The organism is Pseudomonas subflava, from assembly GCF_023823685.1.
GTDB classification, from domain to species: domain Bacteria; phylum Pseudomonadota; class Gammaproteobacteria; order Pseudomonadales; family Pseudomonadaceae; genus Aquipseudomonas; species Aquipseudomonas subflava.
The window spans coordinates 101,373-115,718 of record NZ_JAMXBF010000006.1 but is presented as its reverse complement, the minus strand read 5'-3'; the positions used below and the strand labels follow the sequence as shown (position 1 = coordinate 115,718).

The window sequence follows — 14,346 nt, the reverse complement described above, 5'->3', positions numbered from 1 at the left end:
GATACCTGCCGGAGCGGTCAGGATGAGCAGGCGGCATTCCGGCCGCTACGCTGTAAGCCTGCCGGGCACACTGCCCGGGTTCACCCCCAGAGCGACGAGAAGGAGCCCATGACCAAGAAGCACAACCCGAACCCGGTCGATTCGCTGGTGGCCGCGCTGATCGGCCTGCAGATGACCTTGCAACACGCCCGTCTCCGCCTGGAGGCGGACACCGATGCCGAGGCCCTGCATGACCTGCGGGTGGCGCTGCGGCGTTTGCGCAGCCTGCTCGCACCGCTGCGCAAGGCCATCGACCTGGGCCCGCTGTACGATGCCGCGCGCAACCTGGCGAAACTGACCGGGCCGGCGCGAGACCTGGAGGTACTGGCGGCCGAACTGGAGCGCCAGGGCTTCGCCGAGCTGGCGCGGGAGCGGCGCGCCCAGCTGCGTGATCGGCATGCCGCGGTGCTGGAGAGCGTCGAACTGGAGCGCCTGCTTGTGCTCCTGGATGCCTGGTCGGAGTTTCTGCGCGAGGCCCAGCGCGAGGGCCAGCTGCGCCACTTCGAGAAGATCGTCGCGCGTCGCCTGCACAAACAGATGGCGCGGCTGCGCGACGCCCTGGCCACCGAGGGCTTCGACCGCCACCGCCTGCGCCTGCTGATCAAGCGCGTGCGCTACGCCTGCGAGGCCTACCCGCAGCTGTGCAGCCTGGACAAGCGTGGGCGCGAGACGCTCAAGCACACCCAGTCGGCCCTCGGCGACTGGCATGATCACTTCCAGTGGTGCCGGCGCATCGCCCGCGAGCCCGACCTCACGCCGCTGCACACCACCTGGCAGCAGCGCGCTGAAGCGGCACGCCGCGATGCCGACCGGCAGCTGCAGAAACTGACCCGCAGCCTGGGCTAGACCGACCCCGAATCGACGAAGGAGTGACGACATGCACCAGCACCACGGCATCAACTACCTGGAAATCCCCTGCCGCGAGCTCGAGGCGAGCAAGGCGTTCTTCGCCCAGGTCTTCGGCTGGACCTTCACCGACTACGGCCCGGACTACAGCTGCTTCCTCGGCACCGGCATCGACGGCGGCTTCTTCCGCTCGCCGCTGGACTTCGCGACCGACCGCGGCTGCCCACTGATCGTGCTCTACAGCGCCGACCTCAATGCCAGCCAGAACGCGGTGAAGGAGGCCGGCGGACGCATCGTCAAGCCGGTGTTCGACTTCCCCGGTGGCCGACGGTTCCATTTCGCCGACCCCAGCGGCAACGAATACGCGGTCTGGTCCGAATAACGCCGCACACGTAGCACGCCGTGGGGTGCGCTGTGCGCTGTGCGCGGCGTGCGAGGCTCGGCTAGCACCGCGGCGCCTTTGGTGCGCACGGCGCACCCTACGCGATGTAGGGGGCGCGTCGGTCAACGGGCCCGTGCCCGCCCGTACCCATCGGAAGGCTCTGGATGGGGCCTCGGAAACATTCCGGCACATTGCGAAGCTTTCTCGTTCGGGAAGGTTGTCATACAACTGCCGCTTTCCCACTGTCAGGAGGTTCCAATGCCCAGGACAAGCGCGTCTCTTCTCCTCGTTCCGCTGCTGACCGGCGCTCCCCTCGCCCAGGCCGCCACGCCCAGTTACGGCGAGCAGCTGGAGGGCTTCGACTATCCCCATCCACGCGAGCACTTCGAGCTGCAGTCGCAGGGCCAGAAGCTGTCCATGGCGTACATGGACGTGGCGCCGAAAGGCAAGGCCAACGGCCACACCGCGGTGCTGCTGCACGGCAAGAACTTCTGCGGCGCGACCTGGGAACAGACCATCGCGACTCTCAGCGACAAGGGCTACCGAGTCATCGCGCCGGACCAGATCGGCTTCTGCGCCTCGAGCAAGCCACGCGGTTACCAGTTCAGCTTCAGCCAGCTGGCGCTGAACACCCAGGCGCTGCTGGACAAGCTCGGCGTCGACAAGGCCACCGTGATCGGGCACTCCATGGGCGGCATGCTCGCCGCGCGCTTCGCCATCAACCATCCGCAGACCGTCGAGCAGCTGGTGCTGGTCAACCCCATCGGCCTCGAGGATTGGCAAGCCAAGGGCGTGCCCTACGCCAGCATCGACCAGCTCAACCAGGGCGAGCTGAAAACCACCTACGAGAGCATCAAGAACTATCAGCTGAAGTTCTACTACAACGGCCAGTGGAAGCCGGAGTACGACCGCTGGGTGGACATGCAGGTCGGCCTGTACCACGGCAAGGGCCGCGAGATCGTCGCCTGGAACCAGGCGCAGACCGCCGACATGCTGTTCAGCCAGCCGGTAATCCACGAGTTCGGCCGCATCCAGGCGCCGACCCTGCTGCTGATCGGCGGCAAGGACCGCACCGCGCCGGGCGCCAACCGCGCGCCGAAAGAGATCGCCGAGCGCCTCGGCAACTACCCCGAGCTGGGCCGCGAGGCCGCCGCCGCGCTGCCCAAGGGCTCGCTGGTGGAATTCCCCGAGCTGGGCCATTCGCCGCAGGTCGAGGCGCCGGAGCGCTTCCACCAGGCGCTGCTCAAGGGTCTGATCACGATGTAAGTCGGGCCCACAAAAAAGCCGGCTTTCGCCGGCTTTTTTTCTGAGCGTCTATCAGTCGTTGCTCGGCTTGTTCACCGCGTGCAGCACGTACTGCGGCAAGGCGAAGGCGCCCTGGTGGATCTCCGGGTTGTAGTAACGGGTGACGATGCCGCTACCGGCGAAACGCTGGCGCAGGGTCTCCAGCGGCAGCTTGCGGTAGCCCGCATCGGTGGCGCCCCAGGCGAAGGTCATGCTGCCGCCGATGTAGGTCGGCACCGCGGCCATATAGAAGTGCCAGTCGGCGAACAGCCCGTCCATGCGGCCGGCGGTGCTCTGCACGCCACCGAGCTGCATGAAGGGCGTGCCGTTCTGGGTAACCAGGATGCCGCCATCGTTCAGGCAGCGGCGGCAGGCCTGGTAGAAGTTCTCGGAAAACAGCACCTCGCCCGGGCCGATCGGGTCGGTGGAGTCGGAGATGATCACGTCGAACGTCTCCGTGGTGGTCGCCACGAAATTCATGCCGTCGTCGATCACCAGGTTCAGGCGCGGGTCCTCGTAGGCACCGCAGCTGTGGTTGGGCAGGAACTCGCGGCACATGTCCACCACGGTGCCGTCGATCTCGACCATGGTGATGCTCTCGACGCTGTGGTGCTTGCGCACTTCGCGCAGCATGCCGCCGTCGCCGCCGCCGATGATCAGCACGCGCTTGGCCGCACCGTGGGCGAGGATCGGCACGTGGGTGAGCATCTCGTGGTAGATGAACTCATCCGCCTCGGTGGTTTGGATCACGCCGTCCAGCGCCATCACCCGGCCCATGCGGGCATTCTCGAAGATCACCAGGTGCTGGTGCTCGGTGCGCACCTCGTGCAGCAGCCTGTCCATGCTGAAACGCTGGCCGTAGCCGTCGTAGAGAGTTTCCTGATAGTCGCTCATGGGTTCCCCCGTCGCCGCTGGTGGATTCGGACGGACCGACGCCCGCCCATGAAGAAGGCGCGCATTGTAAGGAGATCGGCCCGGCCGCTCCAGACGCGCGCGGCAACAGGATGTGTGGGTCAGAAACGCAGGTTGCCGCGCGGGCCGAACAGTGCCCAGATGATCAGGCCGACCACCGGCAGCAGGACGATCAGCAGCACCCAGAGCACCTTCTTGCCGGTCTCGGCATCGCTCTTGACCACGTTGAGGATGGCCCAGATGTCGAGCGCAAGGATGACCAGGCTGGACAGACCGCTAAGCAGAGACCCCATGAAAACGCTCCTCTGAGGGTGAAAATTCACTGGATAAACACAGATATGCGACAGATTGCTACGTTTTTACGACACCCTGTGACTTATGAGTCGGGTTTCGCCATCCACAGTGCATAGGCCACGGCACATGCTGTTCTCGCTGGCCAATCGTACATTGGGCACCTCGGAGAAACAGACCCATGAACACCTCGCTCCGCGTCAACGAAGCTCTTCTGATCGCAGGCCGCGCGTTCCAACCTTACCAGTGCGTGGCCTGGCTGCCGCAGGTCGGCGGCGAACTCAACCTCGCCGTTGTCGACCGCACCAACAACCGCGTCGGTCAGGCCTGCATCGCCAGCCAGACCTACCTCGACCCGGCCCGCCTGGCCGATGCGCTGGTCCGCTCCCGCGAGCAGATCAGCCGCCAGGGCTACACGCTCGACCCGTGGAGCATGCCGGAGTAAGTCCTTCCGCAAGACCCCGGCCTGCCGCCGCCCCAGCCCCCTGCGCCGCAAGGTTCAAGGGGGCTGCGTTTTTCTATACGAACCTAACGCCTGCCGCCCCGTCTATCCAGTATCAGCAATGGACCAAGGAGCCGGCATGAGCACCCTCAGTCTCGAAGAGGCCCGCCGCATCGTCGAACAGGCCTTCCTGCCCCACGCCTGCGCAACCCTGGCGGATCACGACGACGCCAGCTTCTCCTTCCGCGTCGCCGACGACAGCGAGGTCGAGCTGCTGTCCCAGGCCCACGTGGCCCGCTCGCAGTATGCCGACCCCACGCGACTGGCCGGCCTGATCGAGCTGGCCCGCCTGGAGCTGAGCAAGGACGGCTACGAACTCACACCCTGGTCCATGCCCTGGAGCAATCCGCAGCCATCCTGAGGAGATGCGCATGGAGGCCTTCGACTGGCAGCGCATGCTGCTCGACGAATTTCCCCTCGCCTTCCTCGGCGAGGTGGCGGTACGCGCGCTGTTCGCCTACCTGGTGGTGTTCCTGTTCCTGAAGGTCTCGGGGCGCCGCGGCGTACGCCAGTTGTCGCTGTTCGAGCTGGTGGTGATCCTCACCCTCGGCTCGGCGGCCGGCGACGTGTCGTTCTACGAAGACGTGCCGCTGCTGCCGATCGTCGTGGTCTTCGCCACCCTGCTCCTGCTCTACAACCTCACCACACGCATGATGAAGCGCAGCACCCGCTTCGCCGACTGGGTCGAAGGCAAGCCGGTGGTGATCATCCGCGACGGCCTCTACGAGCTGGGCACGCTGGAGGCGCAGAACATCACCAGCGACGAATTCCACATGGAGCTGCGCCGCGCCGGCGTCGAGCATCTGGGCCAGGTGCGCCTGGGCATTCTCGAAGTGGACGGCGACCTCAGCCTGTACTTCTTCCCGCCGGAGGCCACCCACAGCGGCCTGTCGGTGCTGCCGGCGGAACTCCGCCCGGTCTACCGGCAGATCCCCGAGGACGGCCTGTACGCTTGCAACCGTTGCGGCAATCCCCAGCCGCTGGCGGCGAGTAGCACGCCAACCTGCGCCCGCTGTGGCAGCAACCTCTGGAGCAGGGCACTGGACTGGAAGCGCGAACCATGAGCGAACAGGCACCCCCACTGGCCAGCGGCGACCGCCCGCTACCGGACGACGAACGTGGCGACACCGGCACCGCGCTGTGCCCGGTGCTGCCGCCCGACCTGCGCTATGTCGATGACCGCCAGCCGGGCATCACCCGGCGCAAGCTGCGCGGCCGCTTCGCCTACTTCGACGCCGATGGCCAGCGCATCCGCGATGAGGAAGAAATCCGTCGCATCAACGCCCTGGCGATCCCGCCGGCCTACACCGACGTGTGGATCTGCGCCGACCCGCAGGGCCATCTGCAGGCGGTCGGCCGCGACGCCCGCGGGCGCAAGCAGTACCGCTACCACCCGCGCTGGCGCGAGGTGCGTGACAGCGACAAGTACGGGCGCATGCTCGACTTCGGCCATGCCTTGCCGCGCCTGCGCCGGCAGGTCGAGGAGCACCTGGCGCTGCGCGATCTGTGCCGCGACAAGGTCATGGCCACGGTGGTGTCCCTACTCGACTCGACGCTGATCCGCGTCGGCAACCCGCAGTACGCCCGCGACAACAAGTCGTTCGGCCTCACCACCCTGCGCAATCGCCACGTCGAGGTCAGCGGCGCCGCCATCCGCTTCCACTTCCGCGGCAAGGGCGGCATCGAGCACCGCGTCAGCCTCAGTCATCCGCGTCTGGCGCGCGCGGTGCGGCGCTGCATGGAGTTGCCCGGGCAGCAGCTGTTCCAGTACCTGGACGACGAAGGCCAGCGCCACGACGTCAGCTCGGCAGACGTCAACGCCTACCTGCAGCAGCACAGCGGCGGCGAGTTCAGCGCCAAGGACTACCGCACCTGGGCCGGCAGCGCGCTGGCGCTGCGTTTTCTGCGCGAGCTGACGCCGGGCAGCGCCACCGAGGCCAAGAGCCAGGTTGTCGAGGTCACCCGCCAGGTCTCGCGGCTGCTGGGCAACACGCCGGCGATCTGTCGCAAGTGCTACATCCATCCTGCGGTGATCGACGCCTTCCTCGGGGGACGCCTGGCCGCGCTGCGTCCGGCACGTGCGCGCAGCGGCCTGCGCGACGAGGAAAGTCTGCTGCTGCGTTTTCTCGAAGGGCTGGCGAAGCCCGACTAGTTTGGCCATATCTGTGGGGCGATTGTCCTTGTTGCCAGATCGGCCAGAGCCCAGACTCTCTCCAGCCTCTGGAGAGCCCCATGAAAACCATCGCCAGCCTGATCTACCCCGACGTGATGAGCCTGGACGTCACCGGCCCGCTGCAGGTGTTCGCCTCGGCCAATGTCGAGTTGCGTCGCCAGGGCCAGGCCGAGGCCTATCGCCTCCTAGTGCTGGCCGACGAGGCCGGCCCGCTGGCCACGTCCGCGGGCTTCCAGATCGTCGCCGACCGCGCCTGGCGTGATTGCCCCGCCGACCAGCTCGACACCCTGCTCATACCCGGCGGTCAGGGCGAGACGGCGCAGTGCGCCAACCCACCGTTACTGGCCTGGCTGCGTGCGGCAGAGCCGCGCATTCGCCGGCTCGGCTCGGTGTGCTCCGGCGCGTTGATCCTCGCCGCCGCCGGCCTGCTCGACGGGCGCCGCGCTACCACCCATTGGGCCGATGTGCCGGCGCTGTGCTGCCATCCGGCCATCGAGGTGGACGGCGACCGCCTGCACACCTACGACCCGACCGGCCGCGACGGCGACGCCCATGTATTCACTTCGGCCGGGGTCACCGCCGGTATCGACCTGGCCCTGGCGTTGGTGGAAGCCGACCTCGGCCGCCCGCTGGCGCTGGCCGTGGCGCGCCGCCTGGTGATGTTCCTGCGGCGCCCCGGCGGCCAGGCGCAGTTCAGCGCCCTGCTCGCCCCGGACTCGGCGCGTACACCGCGCCTGCTCGCGCTGCTCGAATGGATGGCGCAGAACCTGGCCGCCGACCTGTCGCTGGAAACCCTGGCCGAGCGCGCCAACCTGTCGCCGCGCAGCCTGTCCCGCCTGTTCGTCCAGGAACTCGGCATGGGCCCGGGGCGCTACGTCGAGCAACTGCGCCTGCAGGCGGCCCGCGGCCTGCTGCAGGACAGCGGCGCCTCGATCGGCACCGTGGCGCGGCTGACCGGCTTCCGCCACCCGGAGAACCTGCGCCGCAGCTTTCACAAGCACCTCTCGGTCAGCCCCCAGGACTACGCCGAACGCTTCGCCTGACTCACCCACCGCGCCAAGGAGAACCACCATGCTCGAACTGCGCCCCGGTTGCGAATGCTGCGACCGCGACCTGCCACCCGACTCGCCGGACGCGCGCATCTGCTCGTTCGAATGCACCTTCTGCCACGACTGCGCCGAACAGCGCCTGCAGGGCCGCTGCCCGAACTGCGGCGGCGAGCTGGTGCGCCGACCGATCCGTCCGACCACCAAGCTGGAGCGCTTTCCCGCAGCCACGGCGCGCACCCACAAGCCCGCCGGCTGCGCGGCGGCTGGGTGATGACCATGAGCACACTCTTGCACAAGCTGCGCGGCGATGCCGCCGCCCTGCCACCCCGCGCCTGTTGGCAGCAGATCGCCCTGGCCTGGCTCGGCGGCGCGCTGGCCATCGCCTGCGTCGCCAGCACCGGCGACTGGCTGTCGCTGAGCCTGCTGCTGGGCTCCTTCGGCGCCTCCTGCGTACTGGTGTTCGGCTTTCCCGACCTGCCCTTCTCGCAGCCACGCAACCTGGTCGGCGGGCATTTCCTCAGTTCGCTGGTCGGCCTGGCCCTGCTGCAAGCGTTCGGCCCACAATGGTGGGCACTGGCGCTAGCGGTCGGCACCGCCATCGCCCTGATGATGGCGACCCGCACCGTGCACCCGCCGGCCGGATCCAACCCGGTGATCATCTTCCTCGCCCAGCCGGGCTGGGACTTCCTGCTCTTCCCGACCCTGAGCGGTGCCCTGTTGCTGATGCTGGTGGCGCTGATCTACAACAACACGACGCGCGCCGCGCGCTACCCCAGGTACTGGTGACGACCATGCTGTTCCTGCGAAACCCTACGCTGCTGCGCCTGTTCCTGGCCCAGGCACTGTTCTGGAGCTGCGCGATGGTCGGCGTCACCCTGACCTCGCTGGTCGGCCTGCAGCTGGCGCCACGCAACAGCCTGGCGACCCTGCCGCTGGCGCTCATGGTGCTGGGCTACCTGGCGGCGACACAACCGTTGTCGAGCTTCATGCAGCGCCGCGGGCGTCGCGCGGGACTGGTGCTGGGCGCGGGCGCCGGTATCCTCGGCGGGCTGCTCAGCGCGGCCGGCGTGTGGCTGGCGGACTTCTGGCTGCTGTGTCTCGGCGCCCTGCCGATCGGCGTATACCAGGCCTCGGCCATGTATTACCGCTTCGCCGCCCTGGAGGCGGTGGACGACGCGCACAAGGGCCGCGCCACCGCCTGGGTGATCGGCGGCGGCCTGTTTGCCGCGCTGCTGGCGCCCAGCCTCACCTTGTGGGCGCGCGATGCCCTTGAGCGGCCCTTCGTTGGCGCCTACCTGCTGATCGCGGCCCTCGCCGCGCTGGCCATTCCGCTGCTCGCCGGCCTGCGCCAGGGCGCCCTGCCGCCGGCCAACGGCGGCGCGTTGGCCGCCATGCGCGAGCTGCTGGCGCGCCCGGTGATCCGCGCGGCAATGATCACCACGGCGATCGGCCAGGGCCTGATGGTGCTGGTGATGAACGCCACGCCGCTGGCCATGAGTTTCTGCGGTCTGCCGCTGGAGGCCGGCGCGGAGGTAATCCGCTGGCACATGGTGGGCATGTTCCTGCCGGCCTTCGTCGCCGGACCGCTGGTGGATCGCCTGGGCAGCCGCCGCGTCGCGCTGATCGGCATCGGCCTGCTCACCGCCAGCGCCTGCATCGCCCTGAGCGGCGAGCAACAGCTGCAGTTCCTGATCTCGTCGCTGCTGCTGGGCATGGGCTGGAATCTGATGCTGGTGGCCGGCACCACCCTGCTCGGCCAGGGCCACAGCCCGGCCGAACGCGGCCAGGCGCAGGGGCTGATGGAACTGGGCAATGGAATGGTGGCGGCCATGGCCTCCTTCGCCTCCGGCGCCCTGATCAGCGGCCTGGGCTGGAGCCCAGTGAACCTGGCCATGCTGGGGCTGCTGACACTCGCGGTAATCACCCTGATCGGCGGAGCCCGGCGAACCCAGCCGGCCTGAGGTGCCGTTGAAGCGAATCATGGCATGGCCTATTCCTATCAGCCCCGCCGCGCTCACTCTCGCCGCGACCCGGGCCTCCACGCAGTGGTCTCGCCGCCCCCGTAGGGTGGCCTCGCCGCGCAGCGGCAGCCCACCATCCGAACCTCTCCGCCGCGCACAGCCTCATCGGCGCGCTGCCGTCGGCGAGGGCGCCCTACACTCAGCCCGACTACGCGCTCACGTAGGGGGGTCTCGCCGCGCAGCGGCAGCCCACCATCCGAACCTCACCGCCGCGCACAGCCTCATCGGCGCGCTGCCTTCGGCGAGGGCGCCCTACACTCAGCCCGACTACGCGCTCACGTAGGGTGGTCTCGCCGCGCAGCGGCAGCCCACCATCCGAACCTCTCCGCCGCGCACAGCCTCATCGGCGCGCTGCCGTCGGCGAGGGCGCCCTACACTCAGCCCGACTACGCGCTCACGTAGGGTGGCCTCGCCGCGCAGCGGCAGCCCATCATCCGAACCACACCGCCGCACGCAGCCTCGACGGCGCGCTGCCTTCGGCGAGGGCGCCCTACACGCAATCTGACGCAACGCTTCACGGAGGGTGGTCTCGCCGCGCAGCGGCAGCCCACCATCCGAACCTCACCGCCACACGCAGCTCCGTCGGCGCGCTGCCTTCGGCGAGGGCGCCCTACACGCAATCTGACGCAACGCTTCACGTAGGGTGGTCTCGCCGCGCAGCGGCAGCCCACCATCCGTACCTCACCGCCACCCGCAGCTCCGGCGGCGCGCTGCCTTCGGCGAGGGCGCCCTACACTCCGCCCGACTACGCGCTCCCGTAGGGTGGTCTCGCCGCGCAGCGGCAGCCCACCATCCGTACCTCACCGCCACCCGCAGCTCCGGCGGCGCGCTGCCTTCGGCGAGGGCGCCCTACACGCAATCTGTCGCAACGCTTCACGTAGGGTGGTCTCGCCGCGCAGCGGCAGCCCATCATCCGAACCTCACCGCCGCACGCAGCCTCGTCGGCGCGCTGCCTTCGGCGAGGGCGCCCTCCACGCAGCCCGACACAACGCACACGGAGGGTGGCCTCGCCGCGACGCGGTAGCCCACCACCCGAAGCTCACCGCCGCACGCAGCCGCGTCGGCGCGCTGCCGTCGGCGAGGGCGCCCTCCACGCAGCCCGACACACCGCACACGTAGGGTGGGCAAGCCGCGCAGGGGCAGCCCACCGGCCGGTCGGCACCGCCGCTCGCAGCCTCGTCGGCGCGCTGCCTTCGGCGAGGGCGCCCTACACGCAGCCCGACACAACGCACACGTAGGGTGGCCTCGCCGCGCAGCGGTAGCCCACCACCCGAACCTCACCGCCGCACGCAGCTCCGTCGGCGCACTACCTTCGGCGAGGGCGCCTACACGCAACCTGACGCAACGCTTCACGTAGGGTGGCCTCGCCGCGCAGCGGCAGCCCACCATCCGAACCTCACCGCCGCGCGCAGCCTCGTCGGCGCACTGCCTTCGGCGAGGGCGCCCTACACGCACCCCGACTACGCACTCACGTAGGGTGGCCTCGCCGCGCCGCGGCAGCCCACCAACCGAACCTCACCGCCGCCCGCATCTCCCTCGGCGCCCTTCCTTCCGCGACGTCGCCCTACACGCACTCTGACGCAACGCTACACGTAGGGTGGTCTCGCCGCGCAGCGGCAGCCCACCATCCGAACCTCACCGCCGCGCGCAGCCTCGTCGGCGCACTGCCTTCGGCGAGGGCGCCCTACACGCACCCCGACTACGCACTCACGTAGGGTGGCCTCGCCGCGCAGCGGCAGCCCACCACCCGAATCTCACCGCCGCACGCAGCCTCGTCGGCGCGCTGCCTTCGGCGAGGGCGCCCTACATGCAACCTGACGCAACGCTTCATGTAGGGTGGCCTCGCCGCGGAGCGGCAGCCCACCATCCGAACCTCACCGGCGCGCACAGACTCATCGGCGCGCTGCCTTCGGCGAGGACGCCCTACACGCAATCTGACGCAACGCTTCACGTAGGGTGGCCTCGCCGCGCAGCGGCAGCCCACCCCCCGAATCTCACCGCCGCACGCAGCCTCGTCGGCGCGCTGCCTTCGGCGAGGGCGCCCTACATGCAACCTGACGCAACGCTTCATGTAGGGTGGCCTCGCCGCGTAGCGGCAGCCCACCATCCGAACCTCACCGTCGCGCACAGACTCATCGGCGCGCTGCCTTCGGCGAGGACGCCCTACACGCAATCTGACGCAACGCTTCACGTAGGGTGGTCTCGCCGCGCAGCGGCAGCCCACCGTCCGAACCTCACCGTCGCGCACAGCCTCGTCGGCGCGCTGCCTTCGGCGAGGGCGCCCTACATGCAACCTGACGCAACGCTTCAGGTAGGGTGGCCTCGCCGCGTAGCGGCAGCCCACCCTCCGAACCTCACCGTCGCGCACAGACTCATCGGCGCGCTGCCTTCGGCGAGGACGCCCTACCCGCAATCTGACGCAACGCTTCACGTAGGGTGGTCTCGCCGCGCAGCGGCAGCCCACCGTCCGAACCTCACCGTCGCGCACAGCCTCGTCGGCGCGCTGCCTTCGGCGAGGTCGCCCTACACGCAATCTGACGCAACGCTTCCCGTAGGGTGGTCTCGCCGCGCAGCGGCAGCCCACCGTCCGAACCTCACCGTCGCGCACAGCCTCGTCGGCGCGCTGCCTTCGGCGAGGGCGCCCTACGTCGCGGGCACCCAAAACCTGAAGAACACCACGCGGGACATGCCCTAGCCGTGCACCGTCACCTGGTTGCGGCCGCCATGTTTGGATTGGTACAGGGCGCGGTCGGCCCAGTCGATCAGCTGTTGATGGTCCTGGCTGCTCTGCGCCAGGTCAGCTACGCCGAGGCTGATGGTGAAGCGGATTTCCTGCCCCTCATGATCGACCACCAGGGCCTCGATCAACTGGCGCAGGCGCTCGGCGAACAGCTTGGCGCTGAGCTTGTCCACGTCCGGCAGCAACACCACGAACTCCTCGCCGCCGTAGCGTCCGGCGATGTCGGTGTCGCGGATGGTCTCGCGCACCACGTCCGCGACCAGCTGGATGACCTTGTCGCCCGCCGGGTGCCCGTAGGTGTCGTTGACCTTCTTGAAGTGATCGATATCGAAGATCACCAGCGCCGCCATGCTGCCGTAGCGACGATGGCGCGAGTACTCGCGGCGCAGCTCTTCTTCCCAGTGTCCGCGGTTGTTCAGGCCGGTGAGGCGGTCGGTGCGCGACAGGTGCTTGAGCTGCTGGTTGGCCGACTGCAGCTGGTGCTTGTTCACCGCCACGTCGGTGACGTCGTAGATGATCAGGCAGACGTGCTCGATGCGGCTGTTGGTCGCCTGCAGCGGCAGGATCGTGGTGTTCTGGTACATGAAGTCTTCCTGCCCGGTGATGGGCTGGTAGTTCTTGAACCGCACCAGGTAGGGCCGCTGCTCCCAGATGGTGAAGGCCGGCGTGCCGAGGGTGGCCACGCTGTCGACCTTGTGGCGGAACCACTCTTCCTCGACCTCGGGGAACAACTCGAAGAAGGACTTCTGCAGCACTTCCTCCGGCGTACGCCCGGAGCGGTTCTCCATGAAGCCGTTCCACACCTCGACGCGGAACTGGCGGTCCAGCACCACCACGCCGACGTCAATGCTCTGCACGATCGTCAGCAACCAGTGGAATTCGTTGAGATCGACGGTTTCGGCCATGGATCAACCCATCATGTAGGCGAGCTTGTGGGTCAGCAGAGGCACGGAGTCCTCGGTGAACAGCAGCATCAGGTCAAAGTGGATGTCGTGGCCCTCGATGCTGTAGCTGAACTCCACCGCCAGCGTCTTGCGCCAGCGCTGCTGGTTGAGGCGGATCAGCTCGTCGATCGGCGCGTGCTGGCCGAGAATCTGCGGATGGCCCTGGGAAAACTTGATGTTGATCTGCTCGGCGATGCCGGCGAGGCAGGCGCCGATCACCACGCTGGACATGTCCAGCAGCATTTCCATGGAGGAGTTGCCGCCGTCGCTGCGGTGCAGCAGCTTGCCCATGTCGCCTACTTCCGAGTCGTGGAAGATCAGCAGCGCCTCGCCGGCGATGCCACCGCCGATGTAGCCCTGGCACACGGCGGTGAGGCGGTCGTCGCTCTGCGCGTCGGCCAGCGCCATGTGCAGCTCGCCGACCTCGAGGATGTTGACGTTGGGCAGCGGCAACTGCACGAACACGCCCAAGACCCGCGCCAGCAGCGCGGCGGCGCGGCCCATGGCGACGTTGATGACTTCGCGGAAGGCATCGCGGAAATTCACCGCCGGCTCGACCAGCGCCATCGGCGCCGCGGCGCCGCCCTGGCCGAGCAGCCCTAGGCGCTGCAAGGTCTCCTGCACGATCTCGGGATCGGCCGGCTTCTTCAGGAAGGCCAGCGCGCCCAGTTCGGTGACACGCCGTACCGCCTCTTCCTGCACGTCGCCGGAGACCACGATGACCCGGCATGCCAGGCCTTCATCGCGCAGCCCGGCGAGCACGCCGTAGCCGTCGAGCACCGGCATGGTGAGGTCGAGCAGGAGCAGGTCGATGCCGCCCTCACGGATACGCTGCAGCGCCTCGGCGCCATTGGTGGCCTGGCTGATCTCGACCGGCCAATCCGCCGGCAGGGCGCGCAGCAGCTGCTTGCGCGCCATCGCGGAGTCGTCGCAGACCAACAGGGAAGTGGTTGCCATCGGCAATGCCTCGAACACGAAAAGCGGGGTGCTGCCTGCTTGTTATCACCGCCGCCGCCAAGAGTCACGCCGCAGCGGCGGGCAAAGGGCCCATAAGGAAGCACTTTTTTCCGGGAAATGCCATAGCAATATGCCATCACTCATCCCATTTGCGACAGGCCGCACGCTCTCTCTTACGGCGACAAAAGACAGCATCCGATGGACAG

At 68.4% G+C, this 14,346-nt stretch carries 15 protein-coding genes; 11 read left to right on the top strand and 4 right to left on the bottom strand.

What is annotated here, in order from left to right:
* Positions 1-108 precede the first annotated feature (108 nt).
* The 3 genes from NF616_RS09670 (at position 109) to NF616_RS09660 (ending at position 2,533) form a co-directional block, all read left to right on the top strand.
* The gene (locus NF616_RS09670) at positions 109-885 is read left to right on the top strand and encodes a CHAD domain-containing protein (protein WP_252273031.1); all 777 of its coding nucleotides are present in this window, start codon (positions 109-111) and stop codon (positions 883-885) included.
* 31 nt (positions 886-916) lie between these two features.
* Positions 917-1,267, top strand: a complete 351-nt coding sequence (locus tag NF616_RS09665) for a VOC family protein (protein WP_252273030.1) — start codon at positions 917-919, stop codon at positions 1,265-1,267.
* 258 nt (positions 1,268-1,525) lie between these two features.
* Positions 1,526-2,533: an alpha/beta fold hydrolase gene (locus tag NF616_RS09660; RefSeq protein WP_252273029.1), complete on the top strand. Its 1,008-nt coding sequence runs from the start codon at positions 1,526-1,528 to the stop codon at positions 2,531-2,533.
* A 51-nt stretch (positions 2,534-2,584) separates the two neighbouring features.
* On the opposite strand, the gene speE is transcribed toward NF616_RS09660, so the two are convergent.
* Both speE and NF616_RS09650 read right to left on the bottom strand, forming a co-directional pair.
* Complete coding sequence (gene speE, locus NF616_RS09655) at positions 2,585-3,445, bottom strand: polyamine aminopropyltransferase (RefSeq protein WP_252273028.1); 861 nt, start codon at positions 3,443-3,445, stop codon at positions 2,585-2,587.
* A 119-nt stretch (positions 3,446-3,564) separates the two neighbouring features.
* Positions 3,565-3,756, bottom strand: a complete 192-nt coding sequence (locus NF616_RS09650) for a PLDc N-terminal domain-containing protein (RefSeq protein WP_252273027.1) — start codon at positions 3,754-3,756, stop codon at positions 3,565-3,567.
* Positions 3,757-3,935: 179 nt separating this feature from the next.
* Here NF616_RS09650 and NF616_RS09645 point away from each other — a divergent pair, with 179 nt between their 5' ends.
* From NF616_RS09645 to NF616_RS09610, 8 genes are all read left to right on the top strand, one after another.
* Positions 3,936-4,199 carry a hypothetical protein gene (locus NF616_RS09645; RefSeq protein WP_252273026.1) on the top strand — a complete coding sequence of 88 codons (264 nt, stop codon included), beginning with the start codon at positions 3,936-3,938 and terminating at the stop codon, positions 4,197-4,199.
* Positions 4,200-4,335: 136 nt separating this feature from the next.
* Positions 4,336-4,617: a DUF1652 domain-containing protein gene (locus tag NF616_RS09640; protein ID WP_252273025.1), complete on the top strand. Its 282-nt coding sequence runs from the start codon at positions 4,336-4,338 to the stop codon at positions 4,615-4,617.
* A 10-nt stretch (positions 4,618-4,627) separates the two neighbouring features.
* Positions 4,628-5,320: a DUF421 domain-containing protein gene (locus NF616_RS09635; protein WP_252273024.1), complete on the top strand. Its 693-nt coding sequence runs from the start codon at positions 4,628-4,630 to the stop codon at positions 5,318-5,320.
* Positions 5,317-6,408 carry a DNA topoisomerase IB gene (locus NF616_RS09630; protein WP_252273023.1) on the top strand — a complete coding sequence of 364 codons (1,092 nt, stop codon included), beginning with the start codon at positions 5,317-5,319 and terminating at the stop codon, positions 6,406-6,408. Before NF616_RS09635 ends, NF616_RS09630 begins: the two co-directional genes overlap by 4 nt.
* Positions 6,409-6,488: 80 nt before the next feature.
* Positions 6,489-7,472, top strand: coding sequence for a GlxA family transcriptional regulator (locus tag NF616_RS09625; protein WP_434091879.1), 984 nt, complete (start codon positions 6,489-6,491; stop codon positions 7,470-7,472).
* 28 nt (positions 7,473-7,500) lie between these two features.
* Positions 7,501-7,749 carry a DUF1272 domain-containing protein gene (locus tag NF616_RS09620; RefSeq protein ID WP_252273022.1) on the top strand — a complete coding sequence of 83 codons (249 nt, stop codon included), beginning with the start codon at positions 7,501-7,503 and terminating at the stop codon, positions 7,747-7,749.
* Between the two features lie 5 nt (positions 7,750-7,754).
* A complete protein-coding gene (locus NF616_RS09615; protein WP_252273021.1) occupies positions 7,755-8,264 on the top strand; it encodes an HPP family protein in 510 nt (169 codons plus the stop codon).
* Positions 8,265-8,272: 8 nt separating this feature from the next.
* Positions 8,273-9,439: an MFS transporter gene (locus NF616_RS09610; protein WP_252273388.1), complete on the top strand. Its 1,167-nt coding sequence runs from the start codon at positions 8,273-8,275 to the stop codon at positions 9,437-9,439.
* Positions 9,440-12,190: 2,751 nt separating this feature from the next.
* Here NF616_RS09610 and NF616_RS09605 read toward each other — a convergent pair.
* Entirely contained in the window at positions 12,191-13,144 is a 954-nt protein-coding gene (locus NF616_RS09605) for a sensor domain-containing diguanylate cyclase (protein ID WP_252273020.1), read from the bottom strand.
* A gap of 3 nt (positions 13,145-13,147) precedes the next feature.
* Positions 13,148-14,140 carry a response regulator gene (locus tag NF616_RS09600; RefSeq protein ID WP_252273019.1) on the bottom strand — a complete coding sequence of 331 codons (993 nt, stop codon included), beginning with the start codon at positions 14,138-14,140 and terminating at the stop codon, positions 13,148-13,150.
* Between the last annotated feature and the right edge of the window lie 206 nt (positions 14,141-14,346).